The organism is Thermoanaerobacter ethanolicus JW 200, assembly GCF_003722315.1.
Classification (GTDB): domain Bacteria; phylum Bacillota; class Thermoanaerobacteria; order Thermoanaerobacterales; family Thermoanaerobacteraceae; genus Thermoanaerobacter; species Thermoanaerobacter ethanolicus.
In genome coordinates this window covers 1,007,130-1,025,718 of record NZ_CP033580.1, presented here as the reverse complement: position 1 = coordinate 1,025,718, position 18,589 = coordinate 1,007,130, and the positions used below count along the sequence as shown (strand labels likewise).

Genomic DNA, 18,589 nt, shown 5'->3' with positions numbered 1-18,589 from the left:
CTTATAATCTATATCGGCACTCTTCTGTTAAAATTAATTGAAAATTATCATTTTACACTAAATTCCCTTTTATTTAATGCAAAATTTAATTTACATACAAAAGTGCTTTTTTAAGCCTTGAAAGAAGCCCTGAATATCTTTTTGAGATTCTATTGTTGTCAATCATAAATTTCAAATATTTCTCTTGACCCACCAAAATAACCAATTTCTTTGCCCTTGTAACGGCAGTGTACAAAAGGTTTCTTGTAAGTAGCATAGGAGGCCCATAAGTAATTGGCATTATGACAACAGGAAATTCACTGCCTTGGCTTTTGTGCACTGTTATAGCATAAGACAAATTTAGTTCATCCAAATCAGAAAAGTCATAAGTGACAAATTTTTCATCGTCAAAATATACAGTCAATTCCTGTAATTCTTCGTCTATTGATTGGATTATTCCTATATCTCCATTAAACACTCCTTCTCCTTCTTCCTCGCCTTTTTTCCATTTTATCTTGTAATTATTTTTTATTTGCATCACTTTATCCCCTACCCTGAAGACAAACTCCTTCATTATTTTTTCGGCTTTAGTTTTGTCGTGGGGATTTAATGTTTTTTGCAGTTCTAAATTTAAATTGTGAACACCAATTATCCCCTTTCTCATAGGGGTGAGTACTTGAATATCATTAATAGGATGAAATCCATAAGCTTTAGGAAGTCTGTTTGTCACAAGTTCCAATATGGTTTTTAATATATCCTCTTGTGTGTTGGCATTTATAAAAAAGAAATCACTATTTTTATCGTTATAGGTGGGATATTCTCCATTATTTATCTTGTGAGCATTTACCACTATCAAGCTTTGCTTTTGCTGTCTAAAAATTTCTTTTAACCGTATCACTTTTACTATGCCACTGTCTATTATATCTCTTAGGACATTTCCCGCTCCAACAGATGGAAGTTGGTCAGCATCCCCTACTAAAATCAGCTTTGCTCCTATAGGTATAGCTTTTAATAGAGCATTCATAAGCAATATATCTACCATTGAAGCTTCGTCAACTATTATAACGTCGTATTTTAATGGGTCTTTTTCATTTTTGTTAAATCCCTTCCCTTCTTCCTCCGAATAAGTATACTCTAAAAGCCTATGAATAGTTTTTGCCTCTTTTCCAGTAGCTTCTGTTATCCTTTTTGCGGCTCTTCCTGTTGGGGCTGCAAGAGCCACTTTTTTACCAGCTTTTTCAAAAATACGTATTATACAATTTATTATCGTAGTCTTTCCTGTGCCTGGACCTCCCGTTATGACAACAACAGAATTTTTAACAGCTTCTTCTACAGCCAATTTTTGATTTTCTGCCAACAAAATACCTGTTTCTTTTTCAAAATTTCTAATTTCTTTTTGGACATCTAAACCTAAATCTTCATTTTCCATTAGTGTCATGTTAAACAATCTCTCTGCTGTGTGTAATTCAGCTATATAATAAGGTATATAGTAGATTCCTACAGTATTATCTTCAAAAGTTTCAATATGTATTTTTTCATTTTGTACTAAAAGCACAAAAGAATCTTCTACTTCTTCTTCGCTTACTTCTAACAAACTTGCTGCTTCTTTTTTTAACAATTCTTTCGGCACATAGGTGTGACCATTTGCCGCATACTGCATCAAAACATATCGAGTACCAGAAGATATGCGATATAGAGAATGAGGGTCAACTCCTAGGTTCTCTGCTATTTTGTCTGCAGTTTTAAATCCTATTCCAAATATATCGTCAGCCAATCTGTAAGGGTTTTGCTTAATAATTTCAATCGCGTTGTTTCCGTATTCTTTATAAATCTTTATAGCCATTGCAGTAGAAATGCCGTACCCCTGCAAAAACACCATCACTTCTTTTATGCCCTTTTGCATTTCATAAGCTTCACAAATTCTTTTTATCTTCTCATCGCTTAGACCTTTTATTTCTTTTAATCTTTCTGGTGCAGTTTCAATTATATTCAAAGAATCAACGCCAAACTTTTTTACAATTTTTCTTGCTGTAACAGGACCTATTCCAGGAATTAAGCCAGAAGATAAAAACTTTTCTATTCCTTCTAAGGTGGTGGGAGCCAAGGTTTCATAATTTAAAACCCTAATTTGCTCTCCGTAATCAGGATGTTCTACCCATTCACCTTCAATTTTAATTCTTTCCCCAATGTTTACATAAGGCATATAACCTACAGCAGTAACTGCTAAACCTTGGGTACTTAATTCTAAAACTGTATAACCATTTTGTTCATTTCTAAAAATTATTTCTTCAACTACACCTTCTATGTCAATCATAGCCGATTCTCCTGTTTTAATTCTTTTCTTTATTTAATTTTACCTTATATTTAAAGCAAATTAAAGCCAATTCATTTCTTTTTTTCAATTTTTGTGGTATAATTAAGGTAGCGAAGCGTTTACAAAACATAAATTCTATGGCATTTAAAAAAGATATATAAAAAATGCCAGAAGCCCGGGTTTACCCGGGCTTTCAAATTTATATTCCTGCCAACTTTTTTAATATATCTACTTTGTCTGTTTTCTCCCATGGGAGGTCTAAGTCGTGTCTTCCAAAGTGGCCATAAGCTGCAACTTGTCTATAAATAGGTCTTCTCAAATCTAAATCCCTAATTATAGCTGCAGGTCTTAAATCAAAAACTTGTTTTACAATTTCCGAAATCTTTTCATCTGATATTTTACCTGTGCCAAAAGTATCAATACCTATTTCAAGAGGGGTAGCAACACCTATCGCATAAGCCAATTGCACTTCACACTTCTTAGCAAGTCCTGCTGCCACAATATTCTTTGCTACATACCTTGCAGCATAACTTGCGGATCTATCAACTTTTGTAGGGTCTTTGCCTGAAAAAGCCCCGCCCCCGTGCCTTGCATATCCGCCATATGTGTCTACAATAATTTTTCTTCCTGTAAGTCCGCTATCACCTTGAGGTCCACCAATTACAAACCTTCCTGTGGGATTTACAAAAATTTTAGTCTTATCATCTATCATATTTTCGGGAATTATGGGTTTTATTACATGTTCAATAATATCTCTTTCAATAGTATCATGGTCAATCTCAGGTGCATGTTGAGCTGATACTACAACAGAATCTACCCTCACAGGCTTATCATCTTCATACTCTACTGTTACTTGTGTTTTACCATCTGGTCTTAAATAGCTTAATGTCCCGTTCTTTCTAACTTCCGCAAGTCTTCTTGCAAGCTTGTGAGCTAGCATTATAGGCATAGGCATTAATTCTTCTGTTTCATCGCAAGCAAAACCAAACATTAAACCCTGGTCTCCAGCGCCAATAGCCTCAATTTCCGAATCTGAAAGTTCTCCTCTTTTAGCTTCTAATGCCTTGTCCACACCGAGGGCAATATCCGGTGATTGCTCATCAATAGAAGTGATAACCGCACAAGTATCAGCATCAAAACCGAATTTTGCTCTAGTATAGCCAATCTCTTCTACTACTTTCCTTACAACTTTTGGAATATCTACATAGCACTGAGTAGTAATTTCTCCCATTACTAAAACCAAACCGGTAGTTACAGCAGTCTCACAAGCAACTCTGGCATAGGGATCTTTTTTCAAAATTTCATCTAATATTGCGTCAGAAATCTGATCACAAATTTTATCAGGATGCCCCTCTGTGACTGATTCAGATGTAAACAGTCTACGCATTTTTTTCTATTCCTCCTTAAAAACAAAATAAAACCCCTTCCAAAAGAAGAGGCCCATACCCTCATCTTTCAGAAGCATGCTTCTGAGAGAATTAGCACCTTGTCCTATAGGACAGGTTGCTGGGTTTCATCGGGCTCTTTCCCTCCACCTCTCTTGATAAGAGCATGTTATTAAATTTTCTGATGTTTACTATAGCACACTTTATCTACTATGTCAAATATTTTTGCATCAAAAAAGAGCATGCCAAAACATGCTCTTTTCTTTAAAAAATTATATTTAAAATGCTACAAATTTTTCTCCAGGAACTCCACATACAGGACATTTTTCTGGCAATACATCAACAGAGGTATATCCGCAAACAGGACATATGTAAACTTTTGATATCTTTATATCTTCTCCTTTTAATGCTGCTTCTTTTGCTTCAGTGTACAATTTTGCATGTATTTTTTCAGCCTCAATAGCATAATGTATGCTTTTTTTAGCTCCAGATTCCTCTTGAAGTTCTGCAACAGCATTATAAGCAGGATACATCTCTTCTACTTCAAAGGTTTCCCCTTCTATAGCTTTTTCAAGATTTTCTACTGTATTTCCAACTTCTCCAAGAGTTTTATAATGATTTGTGGCATGTACCAATTCAGCATAGGAAATAGCCCTGAAAAGTCTTGCAATATTAGGTTTGCCTTCTTTTTCAGCTACATCAGCAAAAATTTGATATCTCATGTGAGCTTGGCTCTCTCCTGCATAGGCTTCACTAAGATTGTGTCTCGTCATTTCTCTCATAAAAGATTCCTCCTTAATCAAATTTTTATTAATAAATAATTATTTTCTCTTTCAAATAATATTATACTACACTTTTTTACCATGTCAAGATATTTGAAGGAGAAAAATAAAAAAAGACCTCACGGTCTTTTTTTCAATGGTGGAGGGAGATGGATTCGAACCATCGAAGGCGACAGCCAACAGATTTACAGTCTGCCCCCTTTGGCCACTTGGGTATCCCTCCACAATATTTAATTTTTAGACTTGTGCAAAATTCAGAAGCCTTAATTTAAGCCATTCTACAGACATACTTTTTTCCTATCACTCTTGAATTTTTTATCTTTTATGTAGGATTTCCCCTCCCATTTGTCGAATTATTATATATACACTATAAAAAATTTTTTAAGAAGGAGGAAATCCTACATGTACCAGCTTCAATTGCTTTTAAATATACCTGAACTCTTTACCTCTCAGTCTAAAATTGATTTCTATTCTTCTATGTTTGAAAATCTTGACCTGTCTTCAATACCTGAATTCCCTTCCTCTAATCCTGGCCGTAAGGGTTATTCTCATCATGCACTTTTTAGAGCTTTTATTGTCATGAAAGCTGAAAGATTCGGCACAATTTCTGACCTTTTAGATTATCTCCGCAATAATCTTATCATTGCTCATCTTTGTGGCTTCGACATTTCTAAACCTCTTCCTTCTTATTGGACTTTTCGCCGTTTTATTAATGACTTCTCTCATGATTATTTGACCTCTATTTTTCAAAATCAGGTCAATATCCTCAAAAATATGGGTATTATCTCCGGTGAGTTTATTTCCATGGATTCTACCCCTATTAAAGCTAACACTAAGTTAAATAACCCTAAGTCTTTTTCTAAAAATAAATTCTCTAAAGATAATCAGCCTAAGTCAGATAAGGATTGTAAATTAGGCGTTTATTCTGCTTCTAACGATTCTTCTAATAAACGCTATAAGTTTTATTGGGGCTATAAAAATCACATTATTGTTGATGCTATCTCTGGTTTACCCATCGCTGAAACTACTACCCCCGCTGATGCCCCTGATTTTGAAGCCGCTTTATCTTTGCTTGAGAAGACTAATAAGTGGTTTAACCTTAAGTATGTTAATTTTATTGCTGATAAAGGCTATGATGTTAAGAAACTTTATAATTATGTTAGAAATATTCTCCACGGTCATTGCTTTATTCCTCTTAACAAGCGTAATTCTAAAAATCCCCCTCTGACTGATGATGGTTATATGGTCTGTGAAGCGGGTATTAAAATGCTTAAAGATGGCAAGCAATATTTTGATGGTTTTATTAAGCAAAAATTTGTTTGCAAGTTCTGTAATTCTAAGGATGATTCTGCCTGCCCTATAAATCATCCTAAATATTTTAATGGCAAAAAGCATAGAGGCTGTACTAAGTATGCTATTATATCTTCTGATTATAGGTCCTCTATTAATAGAGACTCCCTATATTTTAAGGCCGTCTACAAATTGAGAATTGAATCAGAAAGATATAATTCCCGCTTTAAAGCTCTGGATTTTGAAAAGGCTTATGTTAGAAATATTAATTCTGTGAGCAACCTTAATACTTTTGGCCATATTACTTTGCTTACTGTCGCTATTGTAGCTATTAAATTGGGCAAATATGATGAGTTTAGATCTCTTGTTGCTTTGATGCAATCGGCCTAATTTTTATTGAATCTATTTCATGCCATTTTTTAACATTTGACTTCTACAGGATATTTATGCCCTTTTTTAGCTCCTCTTTTTGTCTTTTCTTTTCCCTTACCACTTCCTTTATGTTTGATTGTCAGTGTTGATTACTATATATTGTATGTCATACATATTTTGGTTTTTGTTCGTGATTATTTTAATTAATTTTGCACATCCCTATTTAATTTTTGAAAATGGTGGTCGCAATAGGACTCGAACCTATGACCCCCTGCTTGTAAGGCAGGTGCTCTCCCAGCTGAGCTATACGACCACAATGGTCGGGATGGAGGGACTTGAACCCCCGACCCCATGCTCCCAAAGCACGTGCGCTACCAACTGCGCCACATCCCGACATCAGTGACGAAATAAATTATAATAGAAAAAATGAAATTTCACAATAGGCATAGAAGCTTAAAAATGGCCGTTTTATTGATTTATCGCTTGTAATCTTTAAATTTTTTAAGAATACGTCATATTTTAAATCAATTGATTTAAAATAGAAGCAAAGAATTTTTTGAATTTTTTCTTCAAACTAACTCTATCCTTAGGATAAGCTTAATGTTTTAACTTTATCTACTCAGCAAATAATAATATATTAACCAAATATTTATGTTTTTGTAATACACCTGTAATAATGCAATGGTACAATTAACCTGTAAAAACACAATAAAAACCAACTGGAGGGATATAATTGAGAATTAAAAAAATCTTATCTTTATGCATCAGCTCTCTTCTACTATTTTTAGCTTTTCCAATGCAAAATGTAAAGGCCGATACATATACAATCCTTGAGGCAAAAGAATTTGCACAAAATTTAAGTAAAGGAGTAGTACATAAAAATATAACCTATTTTACGACTGAAGGATGGATAAACATTAACGTGTTAAAAGTGGACTTAACTGATAAATATACTGATGTATCAGTAATTTTCAATCCTACTGGCATAAAAGATAGAATGCCAGTGCGTGAAATGGCAAATTCTTATGGTGCTGTGGCTGCTGTGAACGGCGATTTCTTCGATACAAAAACAGGATTCGTAATAGGAGCAACAGTAAAAGATGGAAAGTTAATAACAGACCCTTCAAATGAGAGTAAACTGGCCACTTTCTCCATTGACGCAAATGGAGTTCCCTCTATAGAATATTGGTCAAAAAGTATGTCCGTTACTCTTCCAAACGGCACGAAACTTCCTCTTGCCGCAACAAATAAAATAAGCAATACTTTTGAGTATTTAGTAATGTACACAAGGGATTGGTTTACAACATCTCCGGGAGCAAATGAAAATGTACCTCAATTGGTAGAAGTCGTTGTAGATGAAAATGACAGAGTATTAGAAGTGCGTCAAGGACAGCCTTCTGTCGAAATACCACAAGGCGGATATGTGTTGGCTGGTGCAGGTTATGTAGGTGAAAATTTACTCACTTTAAAGCCAGGAGATATAATACAAAAAGACATAAATACAAATCCTCCCTTTCAAAATCTCAAAATGGCTGTAAGTGGCGGCACAATCCTTGTAAAAGACGGAAAAATTGCGCCTTTCACTCATGAAATAAAAGGCTACACAGCACGAACAGCAATAGGCTATACTCAGGACAAAAAATATTTGATCATCGCCACTGTTGACGGTACTTCAAGCCGTGGAATGACACAAACAGAAATGGCAAATTTAATGATATCCTTAGGTGCATATGATGCTTTAAACTTAGACGGTGGCGGGTCAACACAAATGGCAATAAGACCAATAGGGGATACTGACGCTAAACTTGCAAATTATGCTCCTGAAGGCTATGAAAGAAAAGTAGCAAATGGAATAGGAATATTTAACACAGCTCCTAAGGGAAATCTATACGCTTTAAAATTAGAAGTATCAGATACTAACGTGTTTAAAGGACTTCACAGGACAATTACAGTTAAAGGATACGATGAAAATTACAATCCTGTCATAATTAATCCTGAAGAAGTTTTGTTTTCAGTAAGGGGAATTACTGGAGTATTTAGTGGTAATGCTTTTATGCCAACAAGCGTAGGAGAAGGTGTTATAACTGCAAGAGTAGGAAATGCTATTGGGACTATCAAGATAACTTCACTTGACAAACCTGTAGACATACGATTTAATCCAGCTAATATAGTCGTTGATAAAAACAAAGCAGTACCCATAACAGTCACTGCAAAGAACATAAAAGGCTACAGAGCTTTAATAGAACCGCAAGATATCACTTGGGATGTTTATAACAACATTGGCAATATAGATAGTAAGGGAGTATTTATATCCTCTAATTTCGATGCGAGTGGTGCACTTGTCGCAAATATACTGGGAGAAAAAGCCATTTTACCCGTTAAAGTAGGGCAAGGTTCAGAATTTGACACGTCAGTACTTCCTAAAGTTACAGAGTTTACACAAATAGACCCAGCTAACAAAGAAGTGCCTGTGAAAAATACTTCTAATTCTTTTAAATTTATGGTATTTGGTGATACAAAATACAATACCCTTTTGAAGTTGCAAATATCTTTAAAAGCGGCTGATATTGCAAACAAAGAATACCCACTGGCTATATTTTTAGGAGATGTAGATGAAAAAGTTTTAAATAATTTGAAGGTTAAATACATTACCACCAATGAGAAGTATGAGGTATATAATTATAACAATTCAACATTTATTGTACTTAACAATCGCAGTGGAAGTCTTTTAAGTCCTGATAAAAACCAATGGACTTGGTTTAAAGAACAGCTCAGCAACGTAAAAGGAGATAACCTTTTTGTCATACTTCCTAAACCAGTATGGGGAAGTGATGGTTTTAAAGACGTAAAAGAAGCTGCTTTATTTGAAGAAACTCTAAAAGAATTTAACAAAAATACAGGTAAAAATGTGTGGATTATATATAACAGCAAAAGCAAGTTTTACACTACTTTAAATGATGAAATAAGATACATCACAACTTATGGTACAGACGTAGAAGGCAATACAAATGACATATACAATGACTTTGGCTTCATTTCTGTAATGGTAAACGGCAAAGAAGTAAACTATCAGTTTAAAAATCTTATAAATAAATAAATTTAGCGAAATTTAAAACCCCTTCTAATTTTAAGGAGGGGTTTATTTTTTTGCAAAATATTCATTTGCTATTTCTACAAGGTACTGAACATCTTCAGAGGAAAGCTTATTTTTTAATATTTCCATTATTTTGTCATTATCCTTCTGTGTCAAACCCTTCTGAGCCATTTTCATAATTTCGTTCATATCATCCGTTCCTAATTTAAGGATAATATTCATTACTTTGATTTTTTGTGAAGGTTCCATCTCATTTTGCACTTGTAAAATCTTTTCTGGAGTAATTATTATGTTGTCATCGCCACTATTTTCCTTTTGCGTTTTTTTGTTATTTTCCAAATCATAAACTTCTCTGTTTTTTTGTTTAAGCAGGTCCTCTAACATTTTCTCTTTAAAAATCCTTACTTTTCTGGCATTTTCACTTCCTTGATTTCTTTTTGCTATTTCTTTTTCTTCTTTATCTACTTTTGAACTGGCAGTTTGCTCTTCTTTACAAACCGTCTCATTTTCTTTTGTAAGTTGGTTTTCACTTTTATCCCACAAATCTTGTTGAGAAAAATAAATAGGTTCTTCAAACTTTGTCTTCAACATAAACATAGTAGTAAAAAGAGCAATTGCAGTAATCAAAGCCAAATATTTTAGCCCCTTCATCAACAACCATTCCTTTCATTAATATTGCACATTTTTATTATTGCTTATCATAAAGATTTTAATTCAGCTTATTTTAAAGGAGGCTATTTATATATGGAGGAATTAAGACTTAAATATGACGACTCAAATGCAATTTATTTCATATCAAATTTTTTAAATACATATTTAAGTCCTAATTCAATTTTTTTATGTATCGGCACAGACAAATTCATAAGCGACTCATTAGGACCTATTGTGGGTGACTTGCTTTCCAAAACTATTCCATCAAATTATTTCGTTTACGGCACATTAAAGTCTCCGATTCATGCTATGAACTTAGAAGAAAATATAAAATACATAAAAAAGAAGCATCCTAATAGTAAAATTATAGCTATAGATGCTTCGTTGGGAGACAAAGAAAGTATAGGAAAAATCTCAATAAAAAAAGCCCCACTGTACCCTGGAAAAGGTGTGGGGAAAATGCTTCCTCCTGTTGGAGATATTTCAATAGTAGGCATTGTCGATGTATATGACTCAATTCCTTTAAATTCCGTAAGATTAGGGTTTGTATTTGACATAGCCGAAGTGATTGCTAAAAGCATCCAATTGTCCTTGAAATACTGAATTCACTTAAGTTTTAATGGGATAGAAACGAGGTTTTGCACAGAACCATCTTTAGGACTTAAAGAGAAGACCTGAAGAATACCGTTTTGAGGCTCTTTCAATGGTTTATAAGAAATTATAGCTTCAAAATCTCCCCAAGAAGGAGCAGCATTACTTGCTTGTACAAAAGTCTCATTCAAAACATTTCCATTGCTGTCAACAAGCCTTATATTTACATTCCCTTCAAATATTCTCGCTTTGCCTATTACTTTAAATGGGCTTGTCACAACATTGTTTCTTACAGGAGATATTACTTTTATGTTAGGCTCATAAGATATGTTACTTCTATCCGAAACTATTATAGCCCTCGCTTCTTTATCTTTATTTAGTATTATACCCAGTTCATCACCTATTTTTATTTCTGCAAAGTTTATGTCTTTTTCCGCATACTTAAATCCTCCTTGGCTGTCATAACCTACTTTCGCCTGAAAATGTATAATAGCATCAGGCAATACCTTTATATCCGGCCCTACTTGATTTCTTACGTCCTGAGAGTCCTGGTATTCTCTTTCAATTGTTATAATTCTGTTTTGATAGTCAATAGCCTTCACTATACCGTATATGAAAGATTCTCCTTTAAGAGGATTTGCTTCAGGTATTTGAGTAAACTTGGCTTTGACATTGTCTATAACCCAAATATAGTTACTCCCTTTGCCAAGAGGCTGAACCAATGTTATGCTGTACATTTTGTTATCGTGTATCGCCTCTACATAAGCTACACCATTATCTTCGCTTTTTAAAGTCAAATCATCTTCACTTCCAATCCCTATTATCCCGCCTTCTTTTCTAAGGAGTTGGATAGGGTCAAAACGCCATGTTTCTTTTCCTAAATCTGCTCTCTCTTGTAATTTCTTTATCCTATCTGGGTTATTGTATACATCTCCTATTAATATCATTCTTTTTAAAGGATCTAAACCTATTTTATATTTCCCTACCGCATCAATTTTATTTCCTTCTACCAGTATTTGAACACTGTCAACTCCGGGTATATCGGTCAAAGCATTTATGAGTGCCGCAACTCTTAATTTGTCTATTTCTTCATCTTCACTGTCTTGTAAAAATTCTTTGGATAAATTTACAAAAGCAGTTCCCTCTTGTAATTCTATAGAGATTAGCTTTGTGCCACTAGGGAATACCGGTTTTGCGTATTCATCTGTCGGCCCTTTAATCATTTCAATTACAACTTGTTTTAAAACATCAGCATCCTTAGAAATAAGCCTTTTTTCTAAAATAAGTCCATTCATTTTATCATTTAAAAAATAAAGAGAAATCTCTTTTGACACGTCTTGTACCATAGGCTTTGGATTTATAGGAGCATTTTCATCATTGCTATTAACTTTCGCAAAGCACCCCGACAGTGTCAAAATAAATAAACCTATCAATACTAAGGCAATTCTTTTCACTTTTATTCCCTCCCTCTAGTTTAATCTTACTATACTTTTGTTACATAAACATTAAATAAACATAAAAAAATCATTAAAAAAGCTTAATCCTTTTTCTTTTTGGGCAGGGAAATTTTAAATACAGTTCCTTCTCCCACTTTACTTTCCACTGTGACTTTGCCTTCATGAATGTCTATTATCTCTTTAGCAATAGCGAGTCCTAAGCCAAAACCACCGCTCTTCTTAGACCTTGCGGTATCTCCTCTTGTAAACCTGTCAAATATTTTGGGAAGAGTTTCTTCACTTATACCTATTCCGTTGTCAGCAATTGTTAAATAAATATTATTTTCATCTTCCTCCAAACCCACTATGACATTGCCACCATTATAGGTGTATTTTATTCCATTTTCTACTATATTATACACCATTCTGTAAAATCTATCCGCATCCACTTCTGCGAAGACATTACTTTTGCCTTGAAAAGCAAGGTTTATTTCTTTTGCCTTTGCAAGCGGAGCGAGACTTTCTATGACGTCCAATATGATTTCACTAATTTCGCATTTCTTCACTCTCACTGATTTAATTTTGTCCATTCTTGCCAACTCTAATAGGTCGTTAACTAGTCTTGTCATCCTATCAATTTCACTGTCCACATCCCTCAATATTTCTTTATAAAAATGTACATCCTCATTTCTGCTATCTATTAATGATTCAACCAAAGCCTTTACTGACGCAAGAGGAGTTTTAAGTTCATGAGATGCATCTGAAACAAATCTTTTGCGCTCTTCATCAATCTGCATAAGGCTTAAACTCATTTTATTAAAAGCTCTCGCCAATTTTCCTATTTCATCATTACTTTTTACGTCCACCTTATAATCCAATTTCCCTTGAGATAAAATATTTGCTGCTTCTGTTAATCGTTTTAAAGGATTAGTAATGTAAGAAGCCACTAAAAGGCTTAAAAGGCTTACCAAAAATCCAATACCTGTAAAAGTATATATCATGCGATACTTTATAGAGTTTAAAAGGTCTATTATGTTATCTATAGAAGAAGATATAAGTATTGCCCCTACTACATTGTTTTTTGCTATAACGGGGACTGCAGTATACATCGCCCAACCTACACCATTTATATCATGAATACTTGTAGAACCCTTGCCATTTAAAGCCTCGTTTATATCGCTGTAATCCTTTATTACTTTTCCTTCAAATTCCTTTGAGGAAGCAGAATCTACCAATACTTTTCCATTTATATTAGTAAAAAGTATCCTTGAATTTATTTGTTTTGCATACTCCATTATAGTGGGCTCAATCAGATAAGAAGAAGAGGTTCCTACAAATCTTGATACAAAATTAGATACCATATTGGCTTGCATTAAATTATTGACTCTGACATTGTCTAAATAGCTTTTTTCAATATAACGGTAAAGATAAAACCCAGTTAATGCCAATGAAATTATTAAAATTATCAAATATAAAGAAAAGATTTTCCACCTTAAACTCATCTTATCACCTTTACTTCATATAGTATCCTGCACCCCATTTGGTGAAAATATATTGAGGATTTGCAGGGTCATCTTCAATTTTCTCTCTAAGTTTTCTCACATGCACTGTAACAGTATTAGTATCACCGTAAAAATCAAATCCCCATATCAAGTCTAACAATTTATCTTTCGTATAGACTTTTCCTGGATTAGAAGCTAACAACACTAAAATTTCAAATTCTTTATTTGTAAGCTCAATTCTCTTGCCTCTCTTGTAAACTGCTCTTTCTGGAATATTTATATAAAGTTCTCCCCTTCTTATTTCGTCTTTCCTCTTAATATAAGGATTTGTAGCTCTTCTTAAAAGTGCTCTTATTCGCGCAATAAGCTCTCTAGTATTAAAGGGCTTCGCTAAATAATCATCAGCTCCTATTTCTATCCCTACAATCTTGTCAATATCATCTCCTCTTGCAGTAAGCATAATTATGGGAATATTTGAAAAAGTCCTTATCTCTCTACACACTGAAAAACCGTCTAACTTAGGAAGCATAATATCTAAAATTACAAGGTCATAATTCCCTAAACGAACCTTATCAAGCCCTTTTTCTCCATCGTAGGCAGTATCAACTTCAAACCCTTCTTCTTCTAAAGAAAGTTTTAAACCTTTTACAAACATCTCTTCATCGTCTATAATCAACAATTTTTCCATCTAAACCTCCCCCTGACACCAGTATATCATAATAATTTACAAAAAAAATAGCCTTAACGGCTATTTTTTTCTTCTCCAAAGCCAGTAGATTCTCTTACAATCAACTGATGAGGCAAAATAACATGCATTTCTTCAATAGGTTCTTTTGCTAAAAGCTTAGTTAAAAGCCTCATGCTCACAGCCCCTATATCATAAGCAGGCTGTTGTATTGTAGTAATTGTCGGTCTAAAAATAGTAGAAATGTAAGTATTGTCAAAACCCACTACATGGATATCCTCGGGCACTTTAAGGTTTGAGTCAAATATGGCGTTTATGGCAGCAGCAGCCATATCATCTGATGCTGCAAACACTGCATCTACCTTGTATTCCAAAAGCTTTAGCATAGCTAAATACGCTTTGCGAGTTTTAAACTCTCCTTCTACTACTAATTCAGGGTCATATTTTATGCCGTGTTCTTCGAGAGCTTTTTTGTAACCTTCAATTCTTTGAAGCCCTCCTATAGGGTCATGCATAGGCCCTGAAATCATACCTATTTTCTTATGCCCTAAAGAAATCAAATATTTTACTGCGTCGTATGCGGCTTTTTCATTGTCAATCATAACACTAGGAAATCTCTTATCTTTGTCCTGAGTACCTGCCAGCACCACCGGTACACCAAATTCGTTAAACGTTTGTATAACACTATCCCTTACAATATCCCCCATAAAGATAATCCCGTCTACTTGCTTTTCTCCTAATATTTCTATATATTTGACTTCCTTTTCCTCTTTTTGGTCAGTATTACACAAAAATATGTTATAATTATACATCGCCGCAATATCCTCTATCCCTCTAACTACCTCAGGATAGAAAGTACTAGAAATATCAGGAACTATAAGCCCTATAGTATGAGTCTTTTGGATCTTTAAACTACGAGCTAACGCATTAGGCTTATATCCCGTCTTTTTTATAGCCTCTAATACTCTCTGTCTCGTCTCGTCTGTAACAACAGCACTGTTATTTAACACTCTAGAAACCGTAGCAATTGAAACCTTTGCTTCTCTCGCCACATCTTTTATCGTTGCACTCATTGCACATCACTCCCAGGATTAATCGTTTTCGCTTTATGTTATTTTACTTTTTAAAAAGAATTTTGTCAATAGATTTTTTCAATTTTTTTCATTCATTTTCATGAATTTTTTTGACTGACTCATCTTTTAACTCTCTTTTTTGTTCTTTTTCGCAAAATAGAGGCAAAAAAGAGAATAACATATATAAAATCCCAACAAATATAATAACCAAACTGATAAATTTTATAACCATACCTTCCATGGTCATCACCTAAAATAAAAAAATATATTACCGCCCTCGCGGTAATATATTTTATTCCCTTTCGTTTAAACTTGTTACTATACAGCTACTGTCTTTTTATTTAAGAAAAATTTATCTATTACATGAGCAACTCCATCTTCATCATTTGATAAAGTTGTATAATCCGCTTTTATTTTTACAATGTCAGGAGCGTTCCCCATAGCTACTCCCAATCCTGCATATTCTATCATTGACAGGTCATTTAGATTGTCTCCAATCGCCACTACCTGCTCTCTTTTTATACTGTACATATTGGCAAGAGTTTTTAAAGCATTTCCCTTGCTTACTCCTTTTGCATTAATCTCTAAATGTCCTCCTCCAGAAGTAGAAATGGTCAATCTTTTTGAAATTTCGTCGTAAATTTCTGCATCAATAGAAATAGGATTTTTCATATCATTCAACGCATAGATTTTAGCCGTTACGCTTCCCGTTCTTTTAAGAAATTCCTCCAAATTCCCCACCGCATTTACAGTAACATTGTTAAAAGAAAGGTACCACTCTACTCTATCAGTTATTTCTTCCACGTATAACTCATCATCAATATAGAGGTTAATATGGTATCCACTTTCTTTTAGCAATCTTATTGCAAATATTGCATCTTCTGTCTGTATAGGATTGTAATAATACACCTTTTTAGTGTAAATATCTTTTATTAAAGCACCGTTATAAGAAATCACCGGAGCATTAACATTAAGTTCAAAGGCATAAGGCAAAATAGAAGAAAACATACGTCCAGTAGCAATAGTAAAAATGACTCCCCTTGAAATCACCTCTTTTATTGCTTCTTTATTTTTATCAGAGATTTCAGAATTACTATTTAATAAGCTCCCATCAGCATCTGTGACAAAAAGTCTATACATCCCTCTTCAACCCCTATTTTTTATTTATCCCTTATCTATATTATAACAGTTTGTAAATTTACATACTATATCATAAATTGTTATAAAACGTTACCACTGAAAATTTTACATTACAAAAAGTTTTTTAACAAACTTTATTGCTAAAGATTAGAATAAATGTAAATGAATATTTTCAAAACCCTTCAACAATACTATATATGGAAAACTTAGAAAGGGTGAAAATATGCTGATACTGTTTTTTCGCACAATAATTTTATATGTTCTCGTCGTAATATTCATGCGAATCTCAGGAAAGCAGCAAATAGGTCAGCTTCAACCCTACGAGTTAGTTGTAGCAATCATGATAGCAGACTTAGTGGCAATTCCTATGCAAAACAAAGGGATACCTCTTGTATCAGGTATTATACCTATTTTAACCTTATTAGTCTCTCAGCTTTTTTTATCTTATTTGTCAATAAAAAGTTTGCGAGCCAGGGCTATAATCTGTGGTACTCCTACAATTTTAGTTGAAAATGGAAAAATCCTTACATCTCAGCTCCAAAAAGAAAGGTACAACATAAATGACCTTTTGGAAGAGTTAAGAGTCAAGGGATATCCTAACATAGCTGATGTAGAATACGCAATACTCGAAACAAATGGCAGTTTAAGCGTAATACCAAAATCCAATAAAAGACCAGTTACACCACAAGATTTAAATTTGACACCTCAATACGAAGGCTTGCCTCTTCCAATAATAATTGATGGAAGAATTATGCACCAAAATATGCAAAAAGCGGGTATTGACATGGAATGGCTAAACGCACAACTTAAAATGTGGAAAATACAAAATGTCAAAGAAGTGCTTTTTGCCTCTTTAGATACCAATAAAGTTTTGACTGTTTACAGAAAGGAAGGTTAAATGTGCGATATGTAGTTCCTTTGATGATATCCATTGTCGCTTTCGTCCTGCTTTTAGATATTGTATCTTTTAACTACCTTGATAAAACCTCTGAAAATTTAGATAAAATGCTGACAATAGTTCAACAAAATATAGAAAAGGAAAACTGGACTGAAGCAAAGAAAAACATAGATAAAGCAGAAAAAGAATGGAAAAATATAGACAAGAAATGGGCAATACTGATAGAACATAGAGAAATTGACGAAATAGAAATAAACATGGAAAAATTAAAAAGCTATGTAGAAACAAAAAACAAAGATTTAAGCATGGCACAGCTTAAAGCTATTAAAATGTTAATAAGACATATACCCCAAAATGAAAAACCAACTCTTGAAAATATCCTTTAATCTGTAACTTTATAATATAATGTGTTATAATATAGGCATAAAAAACCCTTTTAAAAGAAAGGGGGAATAAAATGTGGATTCAAAAATCACTACAAAACGAGTAATAATAGGGCCAGATAATTTTAAAAAAGTAGTTGATCTATCCTCTACCTCTAAAATAGGACTGCCAAAAGGTCAAATTGATACAGATTTTTTGTCCCAAATAAAACCCGGCAATAGTTTTGAAGTACACGGAGTAAAATATTACGTACTTAATTGTGATACTTTTGACTACATAATGCACTCCTTAAAGCGCCAAACACAAATTGTCTATCCAAAAGAGGGAGCTTACATAGCAATGCGCCTTGACATTTTTCCAGGCAAAAGAGTAGGTGAAGCAGGAACAGGTTCTGGAGCTTTCACTGTATACCTCTCTCGCGCTGTGGGACCTTATGGAAGAGTATATACATATGAACAAAGAGAGGAATTTTATAAGCTTGCACAAAAAAATCTCAGCGAATTTTTGGAATTTGACAATGTCATAATGTACAATAAATCTATAAATGATGGAATCAAAGAAAGAGATTTGGACGCATTTTTCTTAGATGTTAGAAAACCATGGGAAGTTTTAGAAGAAGTAAAAAAAGCACTAAAACCTGCAGGGCACTTAGGAATATTAGTTCCCACTACAAATCAAGTATCTGAAAGTTTAGCTGCACTTGAAAAAAATGGGTTTTATATTTCAGAAGTCAGTGAAATTATGCTTAGAAAATATAAATTAATCCCTCAGAGGTTAAGGCCAGAAGACCTGATGGTAGGTCACACAGGTTATCTCATTTTTGCAAGAAAGCTAGAATAGTAATTGTCTTTATTGACTCTATAAAAACATTGTGCTATTTTAAAAGTGGTGGTATCTTCATAGAACCACACACTTCATAAAAACTTAATAGGGCTTATATGCCCCGCCAGGATCACAAGACCGGGACGGGAAATAAAGAAGATTTACCTTCCCATCCGTGGAAGGTTTTTTGT

At 33.8% G+C, this 18,589-nt stretch carries 15 protein-coding genes, 3 tRNA genes and 1 riboswitch; of the genes, 6 read left to right on the top strand and 12 right to left on the bottom strand.

All coding sequences use genetic code 11. From position 1 onward, the window contains the following. Positions 1-85: 85 nt before the first annotated feature. From recD2 to EB239_RS05030, 4 genes are all read right to left on the bottom strand, one after another. Positions 86-2,293, bottom strand: a complete 2,208-nt coding sequence (recD2, locus tag EB239_RS05045) for an SF1B family DNA helicase RecD2 (RefSeq protein ID WP_003869274.1) — start codon at positions 2,291-2,293, stop codon at positions 86-88. Between the two features lie 199 nt (positions 2,294-2,492). Further along, positions 2,493-3,680, bottom strand: a complete 1,188-nt coding sequence (metK, locus tag EB239_RS05040) for a methionine adenosyltransferase (protein WP_003869273.1) — start codon at positions 3,678-3,680, stop codon at positions 2,493-2,495. A gap of 58 nt (positions 3,681-3,738) precedes the next feature. Then, a riboswitch (SAM riboswitch) is annotated at positions 3,739-3,843 on the bottom strand. Between the two features lie 113 nt (positions 3,844-3,956). After that, the gene (locus EB239_RS05035) at positions 3,957-4,460 is read right to left on the bottom strand and encodes a rubrerythrin family protein (protein WP_003866895.1); all 504 of its coding nucleotides are present in this window, start codon (positions 4,458-4,460) and stop codon (positions 3,957-3,959) included. 137 nt (positions 4,461-4,597) lie between these two features. Further along, a tRNA-Tyr gene (locus EB239_RS05030) sits at positions 4,598-4,683 on the bottom strand. A gap of 179 nt (positions 4,684-4,862) precedes the next feature. Here EB239_RS05030 and EB239_RS05025 point away from each other — a divergent pair. Next, positions 4,863-6,140, top strand: a complete 1,278-nt coding sequence (locus EB239_RS05025; protein WP_003869272.1) for a transposase — start codon at positions 4,863-4,865, stop codon at positions 6,138-6,140. Between the two features lie 219 nt (positions 6,141-6,359). On the opposite strand, the gene EB239_RS05020 is transcribed toward EB239_RS05025, so the two are convergent. Together EB239_RS05020 and EB239_RS05015 are read right to left on the bottom strand one after the other, a co-directional pair. Beyond that, a tRNA-Val gene (locus EB239_RS05020) sits at positions 6,360-6,435 on the bottom strand. Positions 6,436-6,439: 4 nt separating this feature from the next. Next, positions 6,440-6,515: transfer RNA gene (locus EB239_RS05015), tRNA-Pro, on the bottom strand. Positions 6,516-6,855: 340 nt separating this feature from the next. Between EB239_RS05015 and EB239_RS05010 the strand changes: the two genes are divergently transcribed. Next, complete coding sequence (locus EB239_RS05010; protein ID WP_003869271.1) at positions 6,856-9,219, top strand: phosphodiester glycosidase family protein; 2,364 nt, start codon at positions 6,856-6,858, stop codon at positions 9,217-9,219. A 42-nt stretch (positions 9,220-9,261) separates the two neighbouring features. Here the strand turns inward: EB239_RS05010 and EB239_RS05005 are convergent, their stop codons facing one another. After that, positions 9,262-9,867, bottom strand: a complete 606-nt coding sequence (locus tag EB239_RS05005) for a hypothetical protein (RefSeq protein ID WP_003869270.1) — start codon at positions 9,865-9,867, stop codon at positions 9,262-9,264. 93 nt (positions 9,868-9,960) lie between these two features. On the opposite strand from EB239_RS05005, the gene yyaC reads away from it, so the two are divergent. Then, positions 9,961-10,470, top strand: a complete 510-nt coding sequence (gene yyaC / locus EB239_RS05000) for a spore protease YyaC (RefSeq protein ID WP_003869269.1) — start codon at positions 9,961-9,963, stop codon at positions 10,468-10,470. A gap of 2 nt (positions 10,471-10,472) precedes the next feature. Here yyaC and EB239_RS04995 read toward each other — a convergent pair whose 3' ends face one another. The 5 genes from EB239_RS04995 to EB239_RS04975 form a co-directional block, all read right to left on the bottom strand. Beyond that, positions 10,473-11,912: a Gmad2 immunoglobulin-like domain-containing protein gene (locus EB239_RS04995; protein ID WP_003869268.1), complete on the bottom strand. Its 1,440-nt coding sequence runs from the start codon at positions 11,910-11,912 to the stop codon at positions 10,473-10,475. A gap of 83 nt (positions 11,913-11,995) precedes the next feature. Beyond that, on the bottom strand, positions 11,996-13,396 hold the full coding sequence (locus tag EB239_RS04990) for a sensor histidine kinase (RefSeq protein ID WP_003869267.1): 1,401 nt from the start codon (positions 13,394-13,396) through the stop codon (positions 11,996-11,998). 10 nt (positions 13,397-13,406) lie between these two features. Beyond that, the gene (locus tag EB239_RS04985; RefSeq protein WP_003869266.1) at positions 13,407-14,084 is read right to left on the bottom strand and encodes a response regulator transcription factor; all 678 of its coding nucleotides are present in this window, start codon (positions 14,082-14,084) and stop codon (positions 13,407-13,409) included. A 53-nt stretch (positions 14,085-14,137) separates the two neighbouring features. Next, complete coding sequence (locus EB239_RS04980) at positions 14,138-15,154, bottom strand: LacI family DNA-binding transcriptional regulator (RefSeq protein WP_003869265.1); 1,017 nt, start codon at positions 15,152-15,154, stop codon at positions 14,138-14,140. A 318-nt stretch (positions 15,155-15,472) separates the two neighbouring features. After that, positions 15,473-16,294: a Cof-type HAD-IIB family hydrolase gene (locus EB239_RS04975; RefSeq protein ID WP_003869263.1), complete on the bottom strand. Its 822-nt coding sequence runs from the start codon at positions 16,292-16,294 to the stop codon at positions 15,473-15,475. Positions 16,295-16,517: 223 nt separating this feature from the next. Between EB239_RS04975 and EB239_RS04970 the strand changes: the two genes are divergently transcribed. From EB239_RS04970 to EB239_RS04960, 3 genes are all read left to right on the top strand, one after another. Beyond that, on the top strand, positions 16,518-17,192 hold the full coding sequence (locus tag EB239_RS04970) for a YetF domain-containing protein (protein WP_003869262.1): 675 nt from the start codon (positions 16,518-16,520) through the stop codon (positions 17,190-17,192). 2 nt (positions 17,193-17,194) lie between these two features. Further along, positions 17,195-17,578 (top strand): DUF4363 family protein, encoded by a 384-nt coding sequence (locus EB239_RS04965; protein WP_003869261.1) that lies wholly within the window; start codon positions 17,195-17,197, stop codon positions 17,576-17,578. A gap of 73 nt (positions 17,579-17,651) precedes the next feature. Next, positions 17,652-18,416 (top strand): tRNA (adenine-N1)-methyltransferase, encoded by a 765-nt coding sequence (locus tag EB239_RS04960; RefSeq protein WP_003869260.1) that lies wholly within the window; start codon positions 17,652-17,654, stop codon positions 18,414-18,416. Positions 18,417-18,589 lie beyond the last annotated feature (173 nt).

Coding starts and splice junctions, on each gene's coding strand:
- EB239_RS04975 (WP_003869263.1), bottom strand. CDS start 16,294: ATGTATAGACTTTTTGTCACAGATGCTGATGGGAGCTTATTAAATAGT.
- EB239_RS04990 (WP_003869267.1), bottom strand. CDS start 13,396: ATGAGTTTAAGGTGGAAAATCTTTTCTTTATATTTGATAATTTTAATA.
- EB239_RS05005 (WP_003869270.1), bottom strand. CDS start 9,867: ATGAAGGGGCTAAAATATTTGGCTTTGATTACTGCAATTGCTCTTTTT.
- EB239_RS04970 (WP_003869262.1), top strand. CDS start 16,518: ATGCTGATACTGTTTTTTCGCACAATAATTTTATATGTTCTCGTCGTA.
- EB239_RS05035 (WP_003866895.1), bottom strand. CDS start 4,460: ATGAGAGAAATGACGAGACACAATCTTAGTGAAGCCTATGCAGGAGAG.
- EB239_RS05025 (WP_003869272.1), top strand. CDS start 4,863: ATGTACCAGCTTCAATTGCTTTTAAATATACCTGAACTCTTTACCTCT.
- EB239_RS04980 (WP_003869265.1), bottom strand. CDS start 15,154: ATGAGTGCAACGATAAAAGATGTGGCGAGAGAAGCAAAGGTTTCAATT.
- yyaC (WP_003869269.1), top strand. CDS start 9,961: ATGGAGGAATTAAGACTTAAATATGACGACTCAAATGCAATTTATTTC.
- recD2 (WP_003869274.1), bottom strand. CDS start 2,293: ATGATTGACATAGAAGGTGTAGTTGAAGAAATAATTTTTAGAAATGAA.
- metK (WP_003869273.1), bottom strand. CDS start 3,680: ATGCGTAGACTGTTTACATCTGAATCAGTCACAGAGGGGCATCCTGAT.
- EB239_RS04985 (WP_003869266.1), bottom strand. CDS start 14,084: ATGGAAAAATTGTTGATTATAGACGATGAAGAGATGTTTGTAAAAGGT.